Raw genomic sequence first — 20,380 nt, 5'->3', positions numbered from 1 at the left:
AAATATCCTAATTAATTGTATTCTAAAATAAACCTGAATTCTTAATCAGTGCTGCCTTCCAGCATTGATAACGCAATAGCGGTTTGATGCTGTAGCGCTTTATCAATTTTCCAATGATGTGGACTCCACCCTGCTAAAAATCGATGAAAGTCAGCACAAGCGATGGGGTAGAGTGTACGCCACTCGTTGATGAGTAGAGGTATTTCTGACTTTTCCAGTGCTGCTGGCGGCACAGATTCGCATGCTTGAGAACCCATTGAGCAGCGCTGGTGTAAGGCGAGCGCTAGCGCATTAAAATAAACCTCTAAACAATGCTCAGAATACGTTACTTGATCATCTTCACTTAGCGCGCTCCCTAAAAAATACGCCACGTCTTTTACACCTACACCAAACCCAACGTATTGAAAGTCTACTGCCGCGCAAGATTGATAATCAGGTGTAAAACAAAAATTGGCGACCTTGGCATCACCATGCACCAAGGTTTGATATTTAGCGTTGTTCAGCGCGTTGTCTATTTTACTTGCGCTATCTTTTAATTGGCAGGGAGTCATGGCTTGGTATTCATCTTCACGGGTTTTTAAATGCCAATAGGTACCCGTATCCCAAAGCAATACATTATTAGTTTGAAAGTACGATTTTGTGTGAATAAAGCGACTGTGAAATTCAGCCAACCAGGTAAGCACTACCTCGGCCTGCGCTACTGACAGTTCGAGGGTTGTTTGCGTAAAACCTAACTCTCCAAGGTCTTCCATGACTAATAACGTGCTGTCACCGTCGTTCGCGGCTGCGATACAGCGAGGGGTTTTACAGCGTTCGGTGGTAAAAGGTTGAACGTGCTGGTAAAAACTATTTTCTATAGCAAATGAGCGTAGCTTTCTGTGATGGCCAGCATCACCGTTCCAGCCTCGAGGATGTTCTTGAGTTACAGGTGTCACCGCGCATTTCACCACCGCAGATAAAGGCGCAGCAAGGTGACTGTTTCCAGCAGGTTGCAGCGTTGCGCGAAAGCAGGCGCCATAGCCGCTCCATAGTGTTTGAATAAGCGATGTCTCAATTGCGTTTGCCTGACAATGTTGTTCTAGCCAAGATATGAAGTGTGGGTTAACGGGTTGACTCATCGCTTAGCTCCTTATTTTTATAACGTATTTTAGGACGAGAGGCATAAAAAAGCCGCTTTAAACAGCGGCTTTTATTATTAGAGACGTTTTATCTCAAAGGTTCTAGCAAACGCTTAATCTACGCTGCCTGGCAGTGTGGCAGGAGCAGATGCTCGCGCTGATACCTGAGCCATGTTTGCAGTTTTACCGCAAACCGTTATAGCGGGGCGAGAATCATCTGACTTCGCTGTAAGCTTCACATCGACAAACTCATCGTCAACAGATGCAGGGGTTGTCATTGGGTGAGACGCTCTGCGTTTCCCTGTTCCGCTAGCACCTAGTGGCGACGCTGGCTTGTCAGCCTTTTTAGCTGTTGCAGGCGTTACAGGCTTTTCATCAGCTACAGGCTTAGAAGGCGCTGAAGGCTCTTTATCCGCTGAAAGCTCCTTACCCGCTGAAGGCTCTTCAACCACTGCAGGCTTCTCTTCAGTCACAGACTGCTCATCAGCAGGCGCTTCTGTTGCCTCTGTTGACGCTTGCTCAGTAGTTGTCACAGTAGCGGCCTCAGCTTCCTCTGCTAAGTTTATTTCAACTTGCTTTGGTGTTGCTGTTTCTGCGTCATCTTGTTGAGCCGCTTTTACAGGTGCTTCTTCTTGAGTACCACTTGCTTTTGCTGCTTCATCTGCTTGCGGGGCTGCCTCAAATTGCAATTCATCTTGAACCGCTTCAACACTTGGCGCTGTCGCTGATTTTTTCGCTAGCTCTTCAGACTGAACAGAAGCGTCAGTAACAGGCGACTTAGTCTCTTCAGCGGTTGACGTTGTTTGCTCAGCAGTGTCGGTAACCGCTGCTTTAATGTCATTCGATTGTGCTTCTGAAGCGAGCACGCCAGGCTGTGTAGCCTGCGTTTCATCAGCGCTTACTGGCGCAGTATTATTATGATTGTCGTTACTACCCTCGGTAGTACCTTCCTCATTTTGCTGTGCTTCTTTCTTACGACGTTGACCTGCAGCGCGAACGTGACGAGGAGAGCGACGTGAACGTCCTCTGCTTTCACGTTTTTGGCCGTTTTCGTCATTAGTTAGCTCAGAGATCACTGCTGCTTCTTGAGTTTCCTCGTTGGCGTCAGAGGTTTCTGCCGTCGAACCGATAACCGTTTTTTGCTTAGCGTGATGCTTCTCTAACGGCTTTCCTGCTGCGTCTTCAGTAACAGGCGCAGTGTTAACAATTTGCTCCTCAGGCTGCTTCTCAGCGCTTTCTGGCTTCTTAGGTGCAGCTGGTTTAGTTTCAGCTTTTGGCGCACTTTGCGCATTAGCATTTGCGGAGTCATCTTTGTTCACTCGAACGCTGCGACGCTTATCACGACGCTTTCTGCGCTCGGCAACTTCACGTTTCTTCTCAACTTGATTGTCCTGTTGTTCCACATTGTCATTAACAGGAGCGTCTTGTTGAGGCTTTTCGTGATTTGGCTTTTGCTGCTCGTCACGAGGCTGCTGCGCTCTACGAGGCTTGCGGCCACGGTTATTGCGCTTGTCGTCTTGATCACTGCGTGGTGGGCGTTGTTCCTGCTCACCGTCTTTTGCTTGAGTTGGACCATTGCGACGGGTATTTTTACGAGGCTTACGACGACGGTCGTCATTATTGCGAGTATTACGCGGGTTTTTACCTTTGTAATTAGACGACGTTTTCTCGTCTTTCTCTTGGTTTTCCTTCGGCTTAGCTTCAGGCTTGTTGCTATCGCCAAATACATCGTTTATCCACTTACCAATGCGAGCGAATAATGATGGAGATTCGTTTGTCTGCGCCGTTTGTTCCTGAACTTTAGGCTGAGCAACAGGCGCTGCCGTAGTAGGAGCAACAAGGCCTTTAAGTGCGGGCTCTTCACGTTTAACAGGGGCAGTGGTCGTCGTCACTTTCTCTGTTTCAACAGCAGGCATTAACTCAACTTCATAGCTTGCATCTTGCAGGGCATCATCTGGACGACGGCGCTCTACTTGATAATGAGGCGTTTCTAAATTTGCGTTTGGAATAAGCAGCAAATCAACACCATGACGCTTTTCAAGAAGCTGAATGGACTTGCGCTTTTCATTTAACAGGTAAGTTGCCACCGACACTGGAAGCTGCGCTTCAATCTGTCCCGTATTCTCTTTAATACTTTCTTCTTCTAATATGCGAAGGATAGAAAGTGCAAGAGACTCAGTACCACGAATAGTGCCGTGACCTGAACAACGTGGACATACGTGATGGGCAGATTCACCAAGAGAAGGGCGCAAACGCTGACGAGACATTTCAAGAAGACCAAAGCGTGAAATTCGGCCTAACTGCACGCGCGCTCTATCGCTTCGTACCGCGTCTTTCATGCGGTTTTCCACATCGCGCTGATGTCTAACTGGAGTCATATCAATAAAGTCGATAACCACTAACCCACCGAGGTCACGTAAACGCAACTGGCGAGCAATTTCATCAGCCGCTTCAAGATTTGTGTTCAGTGCCGTTTCTTCAATATCTCCGCCTTTTGTTGAACGGGCAGAGTTGATATCAATAGAGGTTAACGCTTCTGTTGGGTCAATAACAATTGAACCGCCCGATGGTAAGCGCACTTCTCTTTGGAATGCTGATTCAATCTGACTTTCAATTTGGTAGTGGCTAAACAACGGTACTTCACCGCGATACAGTTTTACGCGGTTTGCAAAGTCGGGGCGAACCAGTTCGATATGCTGAAGCGCTTGCTCGTATATACTGGTTTTGTCGATGAGAATTTCACCGATATCACGACGTAGGTAATCGCGAATAGCGCGAACAATAACGTTACTTTCTTGGTGAATTAAGAACGGTGCTTCACGGTCTTGGGCCACTGCAGATATCGCGTCCCAGTGCTTAAGAAGTACTTTTAAATCCCACTCTAATTCTTCATACGACTTGCCAACGCCAGCCGTGCGCACAATAAGTCCCATTCCATCTGGAAGGTCTAATTTGCCTAATGATTCTTTAAGCTCTGTACGCTCATCACCTTCGATACGACGGGAAATACCGCCAGCACGAGGGTTGTTTGGCATAAGAACTAAATAACTGCCTGCTAACGATAAGAAAGTAGTCAGTGCTGCGCCTTTTTGGCCACGCTCTTCTTTATCGATTTGTATAATAACTTCCTGACCTTCCTTGATAACATCTTTAATGTTAGGGCGGCCTTCAAACTTGTAACCTTTAGGGAAGTAAGTGCGGGCTATTTCTTTAAGAGGGAGGAAACCGTGGCGGTCAGCGCCATAATCGACGAAAGCCGCTTCTAAGCTTGGCTCTACGCGGGTTATCTTGCCTTTGTAAATATTTGCTTTCTTTTGCTCGTGCCCAGGACTTTCAATATCTAGGTCGTACAAGCGTTGCCCGTCTACTAGAGCAACACGCAACTCTTCTTGTTGAGTTGCATTAATTAACATTCTTTTCATTGTATCTAACTCTGTTTTTGTACAGCCGTTAAGACACAAAATTAAAGTGACATGTGCAAACCCTCACCGCGCAACCTCACGGTTGGACGGGGACTTTGTTGTTACATCGCATTATCCCGAGTGGGTAGCCTATGCACTTTCTAAATGCATCTCTGTCAGCGTTACAGGTTACAAACGTTGTTTTTGCTTGTCTATTTTACCTAAACGACTGACCTTATCTAAGGCCACGCTGCTTTGAGGATGTCGGGAGCGACAAACCCTTATTTCAATTTTCATTTTAACAAGCGAAATAATGAGCCTCGCTTGTTTGTCATTTAATTCTGTTGGCTAAACGGCAAACTTATTTTATGTTCGCAAGCACGGTTTCGCTTTACTACGGCAGTGTTGTCGTTGCCTCTTAGCGAGTTCGGTATGAAATGTCTTGTTTCTTTACTGACACTACCGACATCTAACTCATGCTTTTTCGTTTGCGACGTGAAGCATCGACCGCAATATGTCGTCGTTTTTGCTTCAATATCGTCTATGTTGTTTTTACGCGTTGTGTTCGCAAAATGAGCGCGTTTGCGCAAGGTTATTATTCGCGTTTGTTTCGTGTAAAAACCACTAACGATTATCGCACCAATAAGCAAAATTAAGCAAGGTAAGTCGGTGAATAAAAGCAACTAATACTGAGATATTTTCATAAAACGATGAGCTCAGAGCAAAAAAGAGCCAAAAACAAGAAATTTTAGCAAATAGATATTTTCATAATGTTGGCGGCGAAGCATTGCGGTATAATCAATGGCATGAAAGAACAAGCTCCCCAAAAAGTCCGTTTTATAACGGTAGAGGCCGATTTAGCAGGCCAACGCATCGACAACTTTTTACGCACTCAATTGAAGGGTGTGCCAAAGAGTATGATTTATCGCATTTTACGCAAAGGCGAAGTACGCGTTAATAAAGGTAGGATAAAACCTGAATATAAACTTCAAGCTGACGACGTAATACGCATACCGCCTGTCAGAGTATCTGAGGGCGCGCCAGCACCCTCACCCAAACTTGATAAGATAGCGGCACTTGAATCGCACATTTTATTTGAAGACGATCGTCTCATTGTCATGAATAAGCCTACCGGTATTGCAGTTCACGGCGGAAGCGGCTTAAGTTTTGGTCTAATCGAAGGATTAAGAGCATTACGTCCAGACGCAAAGTTTATGGAACTTGTGCACCGACTCGATCGCGATACATCAGGCTGCATGCTCATCGCCAAGAAGCGCTCAGCACTGCGTCATATGCATGAACAGCTGCGTACAGGCAAAATGGATAAGCGTTATAATGCGCTTGTCGCAGGTGAGTGGCCGGCAAATCGATTTAAGGTAAAGGCGCCTCTTAGAAAAAACACCCTGCAATCAGGTGAGCGAATGGTCAGCGTCAGTGATGATGGTAAGCCTTCTGAAACCCGTTACAGAATATTAAAGCAGTTTGCTGGGGCAACGCTGGTTGAAGCCTCACCGATTACTGGTCGAACGCACCAGATACGCGTGCACTGTTTGCACGCAGGGCATCCTATTGCTTGCGATCCAAAGTATGGCGATAGTGACTTCGATGCCAGTATGAGAGAAAAAGGATTAGACCGATTATTTCTTCATGCCCAAAGTATTGCGTTTATTCACCCAGCCACAGAAGAAAGAATGACGTTTACCGCACCCCTTGATAAAGCGCTGACCGATTCCTTAAACGCCCTAAACACGAAATAACGAGTAGTAACGATTTATGTCTGACATTTCAACAGCGCCTCAAACACAAACGTCGCCAATACCTTCAATTTCGCCTCGCTACAAACTCGTTATTTTCGATTGGGATGGCACCGTGATGGACTCTGCAGACAAAATTGTTAACTGCATGCAGATTGCAGCAAAGCAATGCAGTATGCCAATTCCAAGTCGTGATGAAGTGGGGCACATTATTGGTATCAGCCTTAAGCCAGCTATTAAGCAACTTTTTGGTATTGACGATGACGCACTCGCAGAACAGTTAGTGTTAGCTTATAAAGAAGCGTTTATTGCCAAAGACACCACGCCATGCCCTTTATTCGATGGCGCTGAAGCACTGTTTAATGCGCTTAAAGAATCTGGCTGTACACTTGCCGTCGCCACAGGTAAAGCCCGTAGAGGTTTGGACAGAGCTTGGAAACAAACGGACACGGGGAGCTTTTTCTCTGCCTCACGCACTGCAGATGAAGCAGAGTCGAAGCCATCACCTGATATGCTGCTGCAACTCATCGATGAATTGGCTATTCCTGCCAGCGATGCTGTGATGATTGGTGATACCACCTATGATATGCAAATGGCTAAGTCTATTGGCATGGACAGAATAGGTGTGTCGTATGGCGTTCACGCACAAGTTCATTTAGAAGCGCTGCAACCAAAAGTGATTGTGCATTCGATTAAAGAGTTGCAGCACTATTTACTGGGTAAGTAGCGTAATAGGTGAGCTCTCCTGTTAGAACGGCTTTTAGTTGAACAGCGTTTGGGTGAAGAGCCAGCGACAACAAGATGATACTAACGAGTAGCTAGCTTTAGCAAGTTGGTCTTAAAGTGGGAAGACAATATATCGTTTAACAGCATGATGGGTAGCCCAATGAGACTGTTTGGGTCTCTTCCTTCTACACGTTTAAATAGAAGTACGCCCATGCCCTCGCTTTTAAAACTACCAGCACAATCTAGTGGTCGTTCTTTTTCAACATAGTCTTGTAATAAAGAAGTCGTGTTTTCACGAAAGTGAACCCGTGTTTCTTCCACATCAGTTATTAACGTATCGCTACTTGCTTGATAAACACAGATAGCGGTAAAAAAAGACACAGTTTTACCTTGGCAGCGTTTGAGCTGCTCAACAGCGGTACTGACATCTAAAGGTTTACCAAGTAATACCGATTCTTCGTCTGTGGCTAAAAAAGCGACTTGGTCGCTGCCAATAACGATGGCCTCATCGTTGCTCACACGTGCGCTTACTTTTAGCGCTTTTTCTTGTGCTAAGCGTTTACTCAGTTCAAGGGCGGTTTCGTCAGGCTTGGGCGTTTCATCAATATCTGGACTCATGGTCTCTACATGTAGACCAATATCAGCCAGTAACTTTTTGCGGTATTGAGAAGACGAGGCTAAAATTAGTGTAGTCATGGTGAGTATTCCTGTTTCGAGCTCTTATTTTCGGCGTTCTACGTCAATACGCCTTAATAAAGGTATGTCGGTTAGTTTACCCTGTTTCCCCCCAAGTTAAATCGCAATTTTGCTTTGACAGAAGCGGGGTGACGCTATATCATGCGCGCCCTATGCAGAAAGTGAAATTACCCCATTCGGTTGAACCGATTAAAACCGCCACCAAACGTTCCGATTATAGGGGTGTTATTTTGGCTAGTGATATGGAACGATTGAGCGGGGCAGTTGTCCGATGCAGTGAGTATGTGGACGCAGAAGTACAGTTTAGAAAAGACGAGCAGGGTCTTACTGTTTTTCACGGCCACCTATCTACTGATGTTACACTTATCTGTCAGAGGTGTAATGGTGAACTCGATTTATCCGTTCATTCGGATTTTTGCTTTACTCCAGTGCAGGGAGGAGAGCAAGAAAATGAGGACATCATTCCCGAGGCTTACGAACCGGTAGAGGTCAACGACCACGGAGAAGTTAGTCTGCTTCAGATATTTGAAGACGAGTTACTATTATCGTTGCCAATTGTACCCCTTCATGCAGAGTCGGAGTGTGCAATAAAGCGAGATGAGATGTCATTCGGAAAGATTGAACCGGAACAAGAGCGACAAAACCCTTTCGCGGTTTTGAAAGAACTTAAGCGAGACCAGGAGTAAGTTATGGCAGTACAAAAAAATCGTAAAACGCGTTCTAAGCGCGGTATGCGTCGTTCACACGATGCGTTGACAGGTGCTACTTTGTCCGTCGATTCAACGTCGGGTGAAACTCACCTTCGTCACCACGTGACTGCTGATGGATACTACAAAGGCAAGAAAGTAATCGGCGCGTAATACGGCGACTACATTTTGTCAGAGCTAACCATCGCGTTAGATATCATGGGGGGCGATCATGGTCCCCCTGTTATCCTTTCTGCGGCCGTAAAGGCTATTCAGCTACATCCCCATATTCGCTTCACACTCTGCGGCGACGAATCAGTTATTGAAAGCGGCATCACAGCCCTTACCTCTGAAGAACGCGACCGCGTCGACATTGTTCATTGCTCCCAAATTGTTGAAATGGGAGAAGCGCCGACGTCAGCACTTCGAAATAAAAAAGACTCCTCCATGCGACGAGCACTTGAGCGCGTTAAAAGCGGTCAAGCCAATGCTTGCGTAAGTGCCGGAAACACCGGCGCCTTGCTGACACTTTCCTTTTATTTACTTAAAACCTTATCAGGCATTGATAGACCCGCACTGATCAATATGTTGCCAACCACGAGTAACCATAATGTTTTTCTACTCGATTTGGGGGCTAACGTTAATTGCACGCCTGAAATTCTCTTTCAATACGGAGTGATGGGCTCAGTGCTGGCTCAAGAAGTCTCTGGTATTTCATCTCCCAGAGTCGCGCTGCTCAATGTCGGCGAAGAGGATATAAAAGGCAACGCACAAGTGAAGTCTGCCGATCAGCTTTTTAGAGATGCCCCTGGCATTAATTACATTGGTTATGTCGAAGGTGATGATATATTCACCGACTATGCTGACGTTGTAGTCACCGATGGCTTCACTGGTAACATCGCGCTAAAGTCGAGCGAAGGTTTGGCTAAGCTAGTGATTAATGAAGTAAAACGCCAGTCTCAAAAGAATTTATACACCCGTTTATTAGCTAGAATTGCCTTCCCATTACTGAAATCTATCTACAATAGCGTGAACCCCGACCAGTATAATGGTGCGAGTCTGATAGGATTGCGCGGCATTGTTATCAAGAGTCACGGAAATGCACAAAAAGATGCTTTTTATTACGCCATTGTTCAAGCAATGAAAGAAGCAGAAATGCATTTGCCGGATAAGATAAAAACAAAGATAGAAACGGTATTGTTGGAGCAACTTTGAGCAAATATTCTCGCTTTATAGGAACAGGCAGTTATTACCCCAATGACGTGCGCACAAACGCAGATTTAGAAGTCATGGTTGATACCAGTGACGAGTGGATTACTGATCGCACAGGTATCAAAGAACGTCGCATAATTGGTGCAGATGAAACTGCTGCGACCATGGGTGTAGAGGCCAGCAAGAAAGCCATTGAAATGGCGGGTATCGATCCTAAAACCATTGATATGATAGTGTGTGCCACCACAAGTGGTCGTTATGCTTTACCTAGCACGGCGTGCGAAATTCAGCGCATGCTCGATTTAGACGGCATTCCCGCCTTTGATGTTGCAGCAGCCTGTGCAGGATATTGCTACGCATTGAGTGTGGCCGATCAGTATATTAAGTCAGGTATGGCGAAACGCATTCTGGTTATTGGCACTGATTGCTTAAGCCGCCTTATTGACCCCGCTGATAGAACCATGGTCATTTTATTTGGTGATGCGGCAGGGGCCACAATCATTGAAGCAAGCGACGAGCCTGGAATTTTATCAACGCATATTCATGCGGCAGGTTCATATGGCGACCTTCTTTACGTAGGCAACCCAACTCGGGGCGACGAAAAGTCGGTACACGAAAACTGGGGCGTAATGCGCGGCAATGAAGTGTTCAAAGTAGCCGTGAACAAATTATCTCAGGTAGTTGAGCAGACTCTGTCTGCCAACGGTATGGAAAAGACAGATTTAGATTGGTTAGTGCCGCACCAAGCCAACTTCAGAATTATCAAAGCGACAGCTAAAAAGCTGAATATGTCTCTTGATCAAGTGGTGCTAACGTTAGAGCATTACGGCAATACGTCAGCCGCTACGGTTCCTACAGCGTTAGACACTGCGATACGAGACGGTAGAATCCAGCGCGGTCAACATTTGCTATTAGAAGCATTTGGTGGCGGTTTTGCGTGGGCGTCTGCGTTAGTTCGCTACTAAGCGAACGTAAACCACGCCATTTTTCACTTCTAATGATTTATACAATAATAAGGAAGAAGAATGACTAGAACAGCCTGTGTATTTCCAGGTCAGGGGTCTCAGAGTGTGGGCATGCTAAAAGAGTTAGCAGCTCAGTACCCAGTGGTTGAGGCAACGTTCAAAGAAGCGTCTGACGCACTAGGTTACGACCTCTGGAGCCTTGTTCAGAACGACTCTGACGGTCAACTTAACGAGACTCACATTACCCAACCTGCATTATTAGCCGCAAGCGTGGCGACATGGCGCGTTATTCGTGAGCAGGGCATAGAGGTAGATTATCTTGCCGGTCACAGTTTAGGTGAGTATTCCGCTTTGGTGTGCGGTGGCGCTATGGACTTTACCGACGCGGTCAAACTGGTTGAAGCTCGTGGTAAGTATATGCAAGAAGCTGTACCAGCTGGCGCAGGTGCAATGTTTGCCATTATTGGTTTAGATGATTCATCTATCGCTAACGTGTGTCAGCAAACCGCTATTGCAACGGGTGATGTGGTTGCTCCAGTTAATTTTAATTCTCCTGGGCAAGTGGTTATTGCCGGTGAAAAAAATGCAGCGGAACAAGCTGCTAATGCGTGTAAAGAGGCAGGTGCAAAACGTGCGTTGCCTTTGGCGGTAAGCGTGCCTTCACATTGTGAACTTATGCGCCCAGCTGCAGACAAACTAGAAGACGCATTAACTTCACTATTGGTAAAAGAACCGGCCATTAACATTGTAAACAATGTGGATGTAACCATTGAAACGCAAGGTGAGGCAATTAAAAACGCATTAGTGCGTCAATTATATTGTCCCGTTCAATGGACTCGCACGGTTGAATATTTAGCCGCGGCAGGTGTTGTTCGCGTCATAGAAATAGGACCTGGTAAAGTGCTTACCGGTTTGAATAAACGAATTAACAAGAGCCTTGAGTCTCTTGCTGTTAATACACCCGAGGGTGTGGAAGCATTACAACAATAAGGAAATGCAATGAGTCAGTTAGACGGTAAAGTTGCCCTTGTTACTGGTGCGAGCAGAGGTATTGGAAAAGCCATTGCTACTGCACTTGCTAGTCAAGGCGCAACGGTAATCGGTACAGCAACAAGTGACAATGGTGCAGCTGCTATATCGGCGTATCTCGAAGCGTTTGGCGGTAGAGGCTTGGCACTCAATGTAACCGATAAAGCCAGCGTAGATGAAGCCATAAAAGCGATTAGTAGCGCCGACGGCGGCATTGATATTCTTATCAATAATGCGGGTATTACTCGTGATAATCTCTTGCTTCGAATGAAAGACGACGAGTGGCAGGACATCATTGATACTAACTTGACGTCAATATTTACGCTGTCAAAAGCGGTACTTCGCGGTATGATGAAGAAACGCTTTGGCCGTATTGTCAATATTGGCTCTGTTGTAGGCAGTGCCGGTAACGCTGGCCAAGCTAATTATGCCGCTGCGAAAGCAGGCGTAATCGGTTTTTCTAAGTCTATGGCGAGAGAAGTGGCGTCACGAGGCATAACAATTAACGTTGTTGCGCCTGGTTTCATCGATACAGATATGACAAAGTCATTGTCTGATGACCAAAAAGAAGCCATTTTTAAAGATATTCCAGCAAGCCGATTAGGCTCGCCGGATGAAGTTGCCTCCACTGTTGCGTTTTTAGTAAGCGACGGTGCCGCCTATATTACAGGTGAAACAATCCACGTTAACGGTGGAATGTATATGGGGTAAATTCGCAATTTTTGCGAATTTTGTTGAGTTTAGGGTGGTATTTACCCAAACTTGGATGTAAAAATAGTATTTAAACAATTTCGAATGTCGCTGGTTTGACCAGAAAATTAGTTTACACTGGTGCTTGCAAGGAACGACCTAGCAAAATAAACTAGCGACACTTTTGTTATCTAGTGACGTTTAAGGGAAACCTAGAATTATGAGTAACATTGAAGAACGCGTTAAGAAAATCATCATTGAACAGCTTGGCGTTAAAGAAGAAGAAGTAAAAGCAGAAGCTTCATTCGTTGACGATTTAGGCGCTGATTCACTTGACACTGTTGAGTTGGTAATGGCTTTGGAAGAAGAATTCGATACTGAAATTCCTGATGAAGAAGCTGAAAAAATCACTACTGTTCAGTCAGCGGTTGATTACATTAATGCAAATAAAGACGCATAAGTCTTTATTAAGTTACGAAACGGCTCTTTTTTAGAGCCGTTTTTGTTTCTCCTTCCTTAGTTCCAAAGCGAGGACTTTTTGTGACAAAACGTCGCGTAGTGGTTACCGGTATTGGGATGCTTTCACCATTGGGTCTTAACAGTGAAGACACATGGCGCAAACTGCTCGCAGGCGAGAGCGGCATAGGTGAAATCACTCATTTCGATTGTAGTAACTATTCAACCCGTTTCGCAGGCCAAATTAACGATTTTGATCCCCTGGATTATATCGATAAGAAAGAAACGAAAAAAATGGACCGCTTTATCCAGTTAGGTGTTGCAGCGGGTAAACAAGCACTAGCCGATTCAGGGCTGCCAATTACTGGTGATAATGCTCACCGCGTAGGTGTAGCAATAGGTTCGGGAATTGGTGGTTTAGAGCAAATTGAACAAAATCATTCAAAATTGCTCAACAGTGGGCCAAAGCGTGTATCTCCTTTCTTTGTGCCATCCACGATAACGAATATGATTTCTGGCTTTCTTTCCATTATGGAAGGGTTGAAAGGGCCTAATATCAATGTTGTAACAGCCTGTACCACAGGGGTTCACAACATAGGTATCGCCGCAAGAACAATAGCCTATGACGATGCAGATGCAATGTTAGCCGGCGGTGCCGAGGCAACTATTACGCCGCTAGGTATTGCAGGTTTCGCTGCTGCTCGCGCGTTGTCGTCTCGTAACGACGATCCTAAAGCTGCAAGTCGTCCGTGGGACAAAGACAGAGATGGCTTTGTAATGGGCGAGGGTGCTGGTGTGGTAATGCTAGAAGAGTACGAAGCGGCGAAAGCACGCGGCGCGACTATTTATGCAGAACTTGTTGGGTTTGGTATGAGTGGTGACGCTTATCACATGACTTCTCCACCAGCAGACGGTGAAGGTGCGGCAACGTCGATGGAAAACGCAATTCGAGACGCGAAAATCGACCCCACCGAAATTGGATACGTAAATGCTCACGGTACATCCACGCCAGCCGGAGATGTCGCCGAGGTTGCAGCGGTTAAGCGAGTATTTAACGAACACGCCTACGATTTGTTGGTGAGTTCTACTAAATCAATGACAGGCCACTTGTTAGGTGCTGCGGGTTCTGTAGAGGCCATTTTCACGATATTAGCGTTGAGAGATAAAATGGCGCCACCCACCATCAACCTTGATGAGCCGGGCGAAGGGTGCGATTTAGACTTTGTAGCTAATAAAGCAAAAATGTTTACTGCTGACCATGCGTTATGCAACTCATTTGGTTTTGGCGGTACGAACGGCTCGTTAATCTTCAAGCGTTTGTAAGCACACGACATAGTTAGGCTTAGCTGAGTTTTTACAGTGCCTTGTCATAATGCGCTTTTACACTGAGCTTTTATAAATCAAAGGGTGATGCATCTTATGTATCACCCTTTGTTGTTTGCACTCAACAACTTGGTATACTCCCCACTACAACTTGGTATACTCCCCACTACTAACATTAGCACTTGAGATACCGAGCAGGCAGTGAAAATAATTTCCAGTGACACGCCCATAGCGTCAAGCGACAGGGCTTTTAATTATGGTGACGGCGTATTTACTACCCTATGTGTGGTAAACGACCATCCTGAATTACTGTCTCTTCATCTGTCTCGGCTATCCCACGATTGTGCGGCAATTGGTCTGTCTATTGATACTCACATCTTAGAACGCGCTATAGGGTCTAAGATAGAGGCACTTCAAGCTAGCGCCTGTCTAAAAAGAAAAGAAGCCTCACAGATAGGCGATGGAAAAGACGCGCTATCAGAGGGAGAATCAAACCCGCCACAACAGGATAAGTCAGAAGTTAAGTACGTATTAAAAGTGCATGTATCTGGCGGAGAGGCCGGGCGAGGATACAGTCGTGATGAAGCAAATCCACCGTTAGTTCGATTCACTCAACATCCATATCCTACTCATTACGACTCTCTTTCTGCCACGGGCGTTACCCTAATGTGTGCGCAAACAGCATTGGCTATTCAGCCTGCGTTAGCCGGCATCAAGCACATGAACCGTTTAGAGCAAGTACTGATTAAAAGAGAAATTAACCAAGCCGATGCTGACGATGCGCTTGTGTGCGACACACAAGGTAACGTTATTGAATGCAGTGCAGGTAATATTTTCTTTTTCACTAATAATACGTGGTGCACCCCCTCGCTGACAGGTAGCGGTGTAAATGGTGTAGTCAGGCAATGTTTACTTAATGCACTGAATGAAGAAAATGTACCGCACAAGGTAGGAGAGTTTACGTTTAACGACGTTATGCGGGCAGATTGCGTGGTTATTACAAATGCCCTAATGAAGGTCGCTCCAATAAAAAGTATTACTTTTGCTGATGGTAGTACGTCATTATATCCGGTGAATCACAACAACATCGACACTCTTCAAACACTGTTGCTTAAACGCCTGTATAAAAACGAGCTTAGTAATAAAACAGGTGTTGAGCCCCTTCGCTATCAATCGAAAAGACAGGAGTCATGATTGTGAAACGTGTTTTATACGTAATTACTTTTTTGATGGTATTCGCCTCGCTCTGCGCTGCAGCAGGCGTTTATTACATCTCTAACATGGTTACCACGCCTCTTGAGTTAAAGCAGAATACGCTGTTTTCTATCGAAAAAGGGGGCAGCGCGTACAGAACTATAAAGCAGCTTCGCAATAAAGAAATGACTGACATTAGCCCTACTGTTGCCAAAGTGTGGCTTAAGTTCTTTGCCGCCAGTACAGATATTAAATCGGGCACTTATATGTTGCTTCCCGGGCAGTCGCTGGCCGATATTTTCACTATATTCACACAAGGTGATGAGTACTTCTTTTCTGTCAGTCTGGTTGAAGGGTTAACGTTGGCTCAATGGCACAATACACTAAAGGGCATTGGCGAAATTGAATTTGATTTGGGCCAACAAGCAGCCAATGACAGTGCGTCTTCGCTATCGGGCGTTGCAAGTTCATCATCAAAGGCTGAGGCGTTAGCACCAGACATGACGTCTATTCTGTTGTCGCAAACCAATACGTTAGCTCAATTAGGGGTAAGTAAGAGCGAAAAACTCGACAATACCGAAGGGCTCTATCTTGCTGATACTTACTTTTTCACTAAAGGCACTAAAGCCAGCGAAATATTGACCCGGGCACATATCGCCCTTGTTGATTTTCTTAACTCTGAATGGGAAGCCCGAGAAGTAGATTTGCCACTAGCAACGCCCTACGATGCACTTATTTTGGCCAGCATTATTGAAAAAGAAACGGCAGTACCAGAGGAGCGGGATCTGATAGCCGGTGTCTTCGTAAATCGACTACACAAGAACATGCGCCTACAAACCGATCCAACGGTAATCTACGGTATTGGACCTTCATTTGATGGTAATATAACGCGTAAGCATTTACGTACGCGAACGCCTTATAACACCTATGTCATAAAAGGCCTTCCGCCGACCCCTATAGCAATGGCAGGCAAGGCGGCCATTCGCGCGGCCTTAAACCCGAGAACGACGGATGCACTTTATTTTGTAGCTAAAGGCGATGGAAGTCATCAATTCTCAAATACGTTAAGTGAACATAATGCAGCCGTACGACAGTACCAATTGCGACGCTAAGTTTAAGTAATAGCTAAAAATAACTTAGTAGAGGCCGGACAATAGCCGTACTTATTCGTCGAATAGCAATCAATTAAAGAGATGTTTTTGAAACCATGAATGGAAAGTTTATAGTCGTTGAAGGCCTTGAGGGCGCGGGCAAAAGTTCGGTCATTGGACTTATCGTGGATGCCTTAAAGAACGCAGGAAAATCCGTTGAGCAAACACGGGAGCCAGGCGGCACACCCATGGCAGAAGCTATTCGTGATTGTGTAAAACACGACTGGGATGAACAGGTTTCTGAAGAAACAGAGCTTTTGTTGATGTACGCCGCCAGAGTTCAGCTTTTAACAAATCGCATTTATCCAGCGTTAGAGAGCGGTGTTTGGGTAGTTGGAGATAGGCACGACTTGTCATCACAAGCATATCAAGGCGGTGGCAGGGGCGTATCGCCCGATACGATGAGCGCAATAAGTCATATCGCCCTTAAAGGATTTAAGCCCGATCTTACCATTTACCTAGATGTTGAGCCTGCTATTGGTCTGGAGCGCGCCCGCGGAAGGGGAGAGCTTGATAGAATTGAACAATCGGGGATCGCATTTTTCGAGCGTACCCGAGAGCGTTACCTAGCGCTTGCCAATAACGATGACAGTATTCGAGTTGTTGATGCTATGCAGCCAATGGAAAGCGTTCACAGTGCCGTTAAGGCCTTAATCAATAACTATGTGGTAGGTGTGTAACCAATGTATCCTTGGTTTAATGATGTCTTTCATTCATTTACTTCCCGATACTTAGCGAACAAGCTTCATCACGCTTTATTGCTAAGTGGTGCAAGTGGTATCGGTAAATACAGGTTGGCACAAGAGTTAGGTAACGCACTTCTATGCAAAACACCTACAGCGCAAGGCGCGTGTGGAACATGCTCATCTTGCTTGCTGCGTATAGCGGGTAATCATCCCGACCTGTATATTTTAGAAAGTGAAAAGCAGTTAGGTGTTGATAAAATACGCGAAGGCATTGCTAAACTAAGTGGTACAGCTCAGATGAGTGGTAATAAAGTGCTGCTTATCCCCAATGCCGATACAATGACTGAAGCCGCGGCCAACGCGCTGCTAAAAACGTTGGAAGAGCCAACGGCGAATACCTATCTCGTGCTTATTACCAGTAGCATAACAAAATTAATGCCTACCATATTGAGTCGATGTGAAAAGCACGCGCTGCCGCTACCTAGTCTAGCGTTAAGTTTGAACTACCTGCGCGAATGTGGCGTAGAAGATGCCAGTGAAGCATTATTAGCAGCGTATGGTAACGCGCCGTTACGCGCTGAAGCGGCTTTAAAAGGTGAGGAAGAATTTAGCTTTCGCACGTTTAATGATGATTTTCAGGCATTGCTTGCGGGCGATGCCGACAGTCAAGCACATCGCTTGGCAAAAAAATGGCAAGATAAAGCGGTGCTAGCGTCCCAGTGGTGCATGCAAAAAGCCCATGGCGATTATATGGCTAGCCAACAGCCGTCAGATTATTCCCGTTACGCACAGTGCGTAGATGTAGTGAAAACATTGCAACATCCTGGGGTGAATAGGTCGATGGTACTATTTGGGCTTTTAAAGTTATTTCAGCGATAAATAGTGGCCAACGAATAACGACTAATATGAGTAAAGGTGTAACTTGTTTGTAGATTCTCATTGTCATTTAGACAGATTAAAGCAGGGCCCTGAGGCCTTGGCTGAAACCCTTAATTTTGCGCGCACTCGTGGCGTTGAGCACTTTTTATGTGTTTGCGTTTCGGTTGCCGATTTTGACAGCATGCGAGAGGCCGTTGCCGAATTTGATGATGTCTCCGTGTCCTGTGGTGTACATCCTCTTCATCAAGATGAAGCATGCACTTACGATGAATTGCTAGAAAAAGCACAGCAGAGTGACGTAGTGGCAGTGGGCGAGACGGGCCTTGATTATTTTTATAGCCCTGAAAGTAAAGATGTTCAGTTAACTTCGTTCATCGACCATATAAAAGTGGCGAACGTCACCAATAAACCACTTATCATTCACACTCGAGACGCCCGTGAAGATACAATCAATTTACTGAAAGAGCATAAAGACCCGAGTACTAAAGGGGTGTTGCACTGCTTTACTGAATCTTTGGAAATGGCCCAAGCTGCGATAGAGATGGACTTTTATATTTCTATTTCAGGGATCGTTACGTTCAATTCAGCAGATGAATTACGTGAGGTGGTGAAGGAAATCCCTTTAGAGCGTTTGTTAATTGAAACTGATTCACCCTGGTTAGCGCCGGTGCCCCATAGAGGAAAGCAAAACCAGCCTGGATATGTTGTTGAAGTGGCTGAGTTTATTGCAGACCTTAAGGGTATATCGGTGAAAGAATTAGCACGTATTACTACTGAAAATTTTTATACTCTTTTCGCATTAGCGAAGAAGAGCGCTGCGTAAGGACTGACTATGCCATCATGGCGCCAAAGCTTAGTGAAAAGTTTACATAAAACGCGAAGCATACCTGAAAGCCGATATTTTCAAATAGCCACGGCTAATCGCGAGGGCGTGCCTTTTTGTAGAACGGTTGTTCATCGTGGAATAACCGATGATAACAAGCTGTTGGTGATTTCAGATACACGTACAGACAAGTATCAGCAGCTGAGTGAAAACAACCGATGTCACGTGTCGTGGTACTTTGCTAAAACTCGCGAGCAGTATCGTTTTAACTGTATAGCTTCAATGGTAACTAAGGTTGAACAGCCTGATTTGGTGGAAGCGCAGTGGGAAAAGCTTTCTGATGCGGGTAAAAAGCAGTTTCTGTGGGGCCGGCCGGGAACGCCTAGGCAAGATGAGTCTGCATTGAACATCGAAGGGGATTATTCAATCGTTCCCGCACATTTTTGTGTACTATCCCTTAACATTGAAAATGTGGACTACCTTAATTTACGTGGTAATCCACAGCATAGGGAATGGCACGAAAAAGATGAAAATGACAACTGGGTGAGTCAGTCGCTCATTCCGTAATGCCACTTACGGTTAAGACTCACGATTGAGCGATTGAGACTTAAGGCTGGGACTTAAGGCTAGGACTTAAGGCAATGGCTCGAATTTGAGGTTTTAGCTAGCCACGAGTGGTTGAAACCGCGATTAAAAAGTTCGATTGAAAAATGTGCCCGAAAAACCAGCTTGAAGAAGCGTTCTTAAAGAGCTCAACTGCCACTTAGGCTGGAAGGGAGTAAATGAGAGAGGGTTAAAAAGAGGGGAATAGGAAGCAGAGCCGCCATATAGAATCACAGGCGGCTCAGCAGATAGCCTAGCAGGTGGTTAACCCAATACTTTAGAAATTGGCTCGTCGCCTTTGAACAGGTAGGTAATTAAGTTATCCTCACTTGTACGTCCCACGCTTTCCACGATTGCAGTAGCCACGTCTTCTCTTGGGATCACTGCTTCATCTTGGTTGTCTGGCATGTCAGTTCTCACTAGATGCGTGCCAGGCTCATTGAGTAATGTTCCCGGACGTAAAATAATGTGATTCACACCGCTATTTATTAAGTATTCATCCGCCACGTGTTTGGCAACTAAATAGGGTCTCATTTCGCCCTGTATTGAGTCAGGATCACCGGCGCCGATAGAGCTCACCATAATAAACTTAGGGACTTTTGCGCGCTTAGTGTAGTCGACGGCTTTTTGCGCAGCCCACAGATCAATCATAATCGTCTTGTCTGCACCAGTATTACCACCTGAACCTGCGGTAAATACGACAACGTCCACGCCTTCGAAGTGGGAAGAAAAGTCTTTTTCTAAATCTTGCTCAATAACGCTTAGGTTGCTGTTATCAAGATCAGACAATTTTTCTGGGCTTCTGACTGGTGCAATAACATGATGACCAAGCTCTAAGAGTTTTCCTGTCGCTTGTTTACCAATTTGACCAGATGCGCCAATTACGAGTACTTTCGCCATAAATATACCTCCTTGATTGTGTGTACCTATTGATAGTCCACACAATCAAAAACGATCAGTTACGTCGATAAATTGCACGTAACTGCGG

20 protein-coding genes are annotated in these 20,380 nt (G+C 45.5%); 16 read left to right on the top strand and 4 right to left on the bottom strand.

The window, feature by feature from the left end:
* Positions 1-41: 41 nt before the first annotated feature.
* Together AC27HD_RS03410 and rne are read right to left on the bottom strand one after the other, a co-directional pair.
* Positions 42-1,118 (bottom strand): phosphotransferase, encoded by a 1,077-nt coding sequence (locus AC27HD_RS03410; protein ID WP_487103785.1) that lies wholly within the window; start codon positions 1,116-1,118, stop codon positions 42-44.
* A gap of 113 nt (positions 1,119-1,231) precedes the next feature.
* Positions 1,232-4,540: a ribonuclease E gene (gene rne, locus AC27HD_RS03405; RefSeq protein ID WP_487103783.1), complete on the bottom strand. Its 3,309-nt coding sequence runs from the start codon at positions 4,538-4,540 to the stop codon at positions 1,232-1,234.
* Between the two features lie 785 nt (positions 4,541-5,325).
* Between rne and rluC the strand changes: the two genes are divergently transcribed.
* Both rluC and AC27HD_RS03395 read left to right on the top strand, forming a co-directional pair.
* Positions 5,326-6,276: a 23S rRNA pseudouridine(955/2504/2580) synthase RluC gene (rluC, locus tag AC27HD_RS03400; RefSeq protein WP_032095878.1), complete on the top strand. Its 951-nt coding sequence runs from the start codon at positions 5,326-5,328 to the stop codon at positions 6,274-6,276.
* A gap of 16 nt (positions 6,277-6,292) precedes the next feature.
* Positions 6,293-7,000, top strand: a complete 708-nt coding sequence (locus AC27HD_RS03395; RefSeq protein ID WP_032095792.1) for an HAD family hydrolase — start codon at positions 6,293-6,295, stop codon at positions 6,998-7,000.
* Positions 7,001-7,080: 80 nt separating this feature from the next.
* Here the strand turns inward: AC27HD_RS03395 and AC27HD_RS03390 are convergent, their stop codons facing one another.
* A complete protein-coding gene (locus tag AC27HD_RS03390) occupies positions 7,081-7,695 on the bottom strand; it encodes a Maf family protein (RefSeq protein ID WP_487103780.1) in 615 nt (204 codons plus the stop codon).
* Positions 7,696-7,847: 152 nt separating this feature from the next.
* Between AC27HD_RS03390 and yceD the strand changes: the two genes are divergently transcribed.
* The 14 genes from yceD to AC27HD_RS03320 all read left to right on the top strand — a co-directional run bounded on the left by yceD (position 7,848) and on the right by AC27HD_RS03320 (position 19,356).
* Positions 7,848-8,381 carry a 23S rRNA accumulation protein YceD gene (gene yceD, locus AC27HD_RS03385; protein ID WP_032095794.1) on the top strand — a complete coding sequence of 178 codons (534 nt, stop codon included), beginning with the start codon at positions 7,848-7,850 and terminating at the stop codon, positions 8,379-8,381.
* Positions 8,382-8,384: 3 nt separating this feature from the next.
* Entirely contained in the window at positions 8,385-8,555 is a 171-nt protein-coding gene (rpmF, locus tag AC27HD_RS03380; protein WP_032095795.1) for a 50S ribosomal protein L32, read from the top strand.
* Between the two features lie 15 nt (positions 8,556-8,570).
* On the top strand, positions 8,571-9,596 hold the full coding sequence (gene plsX, locus AC27HD_RS03375; protein ID WP_487103778.1) for a phosphate acyltransferase PlsX: 1,026 nt from the start codon (positions 8,571-8,573) through the stop codon (positions 9,594-9,596).
* The gene (locus AC27HD_RS03370) at positions 9,593-10,558 is read left to right on the top strand and encodes a beta-ketoacyl-ACP synthase III (protein WP_032095797.1); all 966 of its coding nucleotides are present in this window, start codon (positions 9,593-9,595) and stop codon (positions 10,556-10,558) included. Before plsX ends, AC27HD_RS03370 begins: the two co-directional genes overlap by 4 nt.
* A gap of 60 nt (positions 10,559-10,618) precedes the next feature.
* Positions 10,619-11,548: an ACP S-malonyltransferase gene (gene fabD / locus AC27HD_RS03365; RefSeq protein WP_487103776.1), complete on the top strand. Its 930-nt coding sequence runs from the start codon at positions 10,619-10,621 to the stop codon at positions 11,546-11,548.
* Between the two features lie 9 nt (positions 11,549-11,557).
* On the top strand, positions 11,558-12,298 hold the full coding sequence (fabG, locus tag AC27HD_RS03360) for a 3-oxoacyl-ACP reductase FabG (protein WP_032095799.1): 741 nt from the start codon (positions 11,558-11,560) through the stop codon (positions 12,296-12,298).
* 199 nt (positions 12,299-12,497) lie between these two features.
* Complete coding sequence (acpP, locus tag AC27HD_RS03355) at positions 12,498-12,737, top strand: acyl carrier protein (protein ID WP_032095800.1); 240 nt, start codon at positions 12,498-12,500, stop codon at positions 12,735-12,737.
* A gap of 80 nt (positions 12,738-12,817) precedes the next feature.
* A complete protein-coding gene (gene fabF / locus AC27HD_RS03350) occupies positions 12,818-14,056 on the top strand; it encodes a beta-ketoacyl-ACP synthase II (RefSeq protein ID WP_032095801.1) in 1,239 nt (412 codons plus the stop codon).
* Between the two features lie 201 nt (positions 14,057-14,257).
* Positions 14,258-15,250 (top strand): aminodeoxychorismate lyase, encoded by a 993-nt coding sequence (pabC, locus tag AC27HD_RS03345; RefSeq protein ID WP_487103773.1) that lies wholly within the window; start codon positions 14,258-14,260, stop codon positions 15,248-15,250.
* 2 nt (positions 15,251-15,252) lie between these two features.
* The gene (gene mltG / locus AC27HD_RS03340; protein ID WP_487103771.1) at positions 15,253-16,362 is read left to right on the top strand and encodes an endolytic transglycosylase MltG; all 1,110 of its coding nucleotides are present in this window, start codon (positions 15,253-15,255) and stop codon (positions 16,360-16,362) included.
* Between the two features lie 95 nt (positions 16,363-16,457).
* Entirely contained in the window at positions 16,458-17,081 is a 624-nt protein-coding gene (gene tmk / locus AC27HD_RS03335; protein WP_487103769.1) for a dTMP kinase, read from the top strand.
* Positions 17,082-17,084: 3 nt separating this feature from the next.
* Positions 17,085-17,966 carry an AAA family ATPase gene (locus tag AC27HD_RS03330; RefSeq protein ID WP_487103767.1) on the top strand — a complete coding sequence of 294 codons (882 nt, stop codon included), beginning with the start codon at positions 17,085-17,087 and terminating at the stop codon, positions 17,964-17,966.
* Between the two features lie 43 nt (positions 17,967-18,009).
* Positions 18,010-18,789: a TatD family hydrolase gene (locus AC27HD_RS03325; RefSeq protein WP_487103765.1), complete on the top strand. Its 780-nt coding sequence runs from the start codon at positions 18,010-18,012 to the stop codon at positions 18,787-18,789.
* Between the two features lie 9 nt (positions 18,790-18,798).
* On the top strand, positions 18,799-19,356 hold the full coding sequence (locus AC27HD_RS03320) for a pyridoxamine 5'-phosphate oxidase family protein (RefSeq protein WP_487103763.1): 558 nt from the start codon (positions 18,799-18,801) through the stop codon (positions 19,354-19,356).
* Between the two features lie 300 nt (positions 19,357-19,656).
* On the opposite strand, the gene AC27HD_RS03315 is transcribed toward AC27HD_RS03320, so the two are convergent.
* Positions 19,657-20,292: an SDR family oxidoreductase gene (locus AC27HD_RS03315; protein ID WP_487103761.1), complete on the bottom strand. Its 636-nt coding sequence runs from the start codon at positions 20,290-20,292 to the stop codon at positions 19,657-19,659.
* Positions 20,293-20,380: the final 88 nt, after the last annotated feature.

It is taken from the genome of Alteromonas sp. 4NS20-0143 (assembly GCF_057542855.1).
This window is presented reverse-complemented; position numbering and strand designations above follow the sequence as displayed.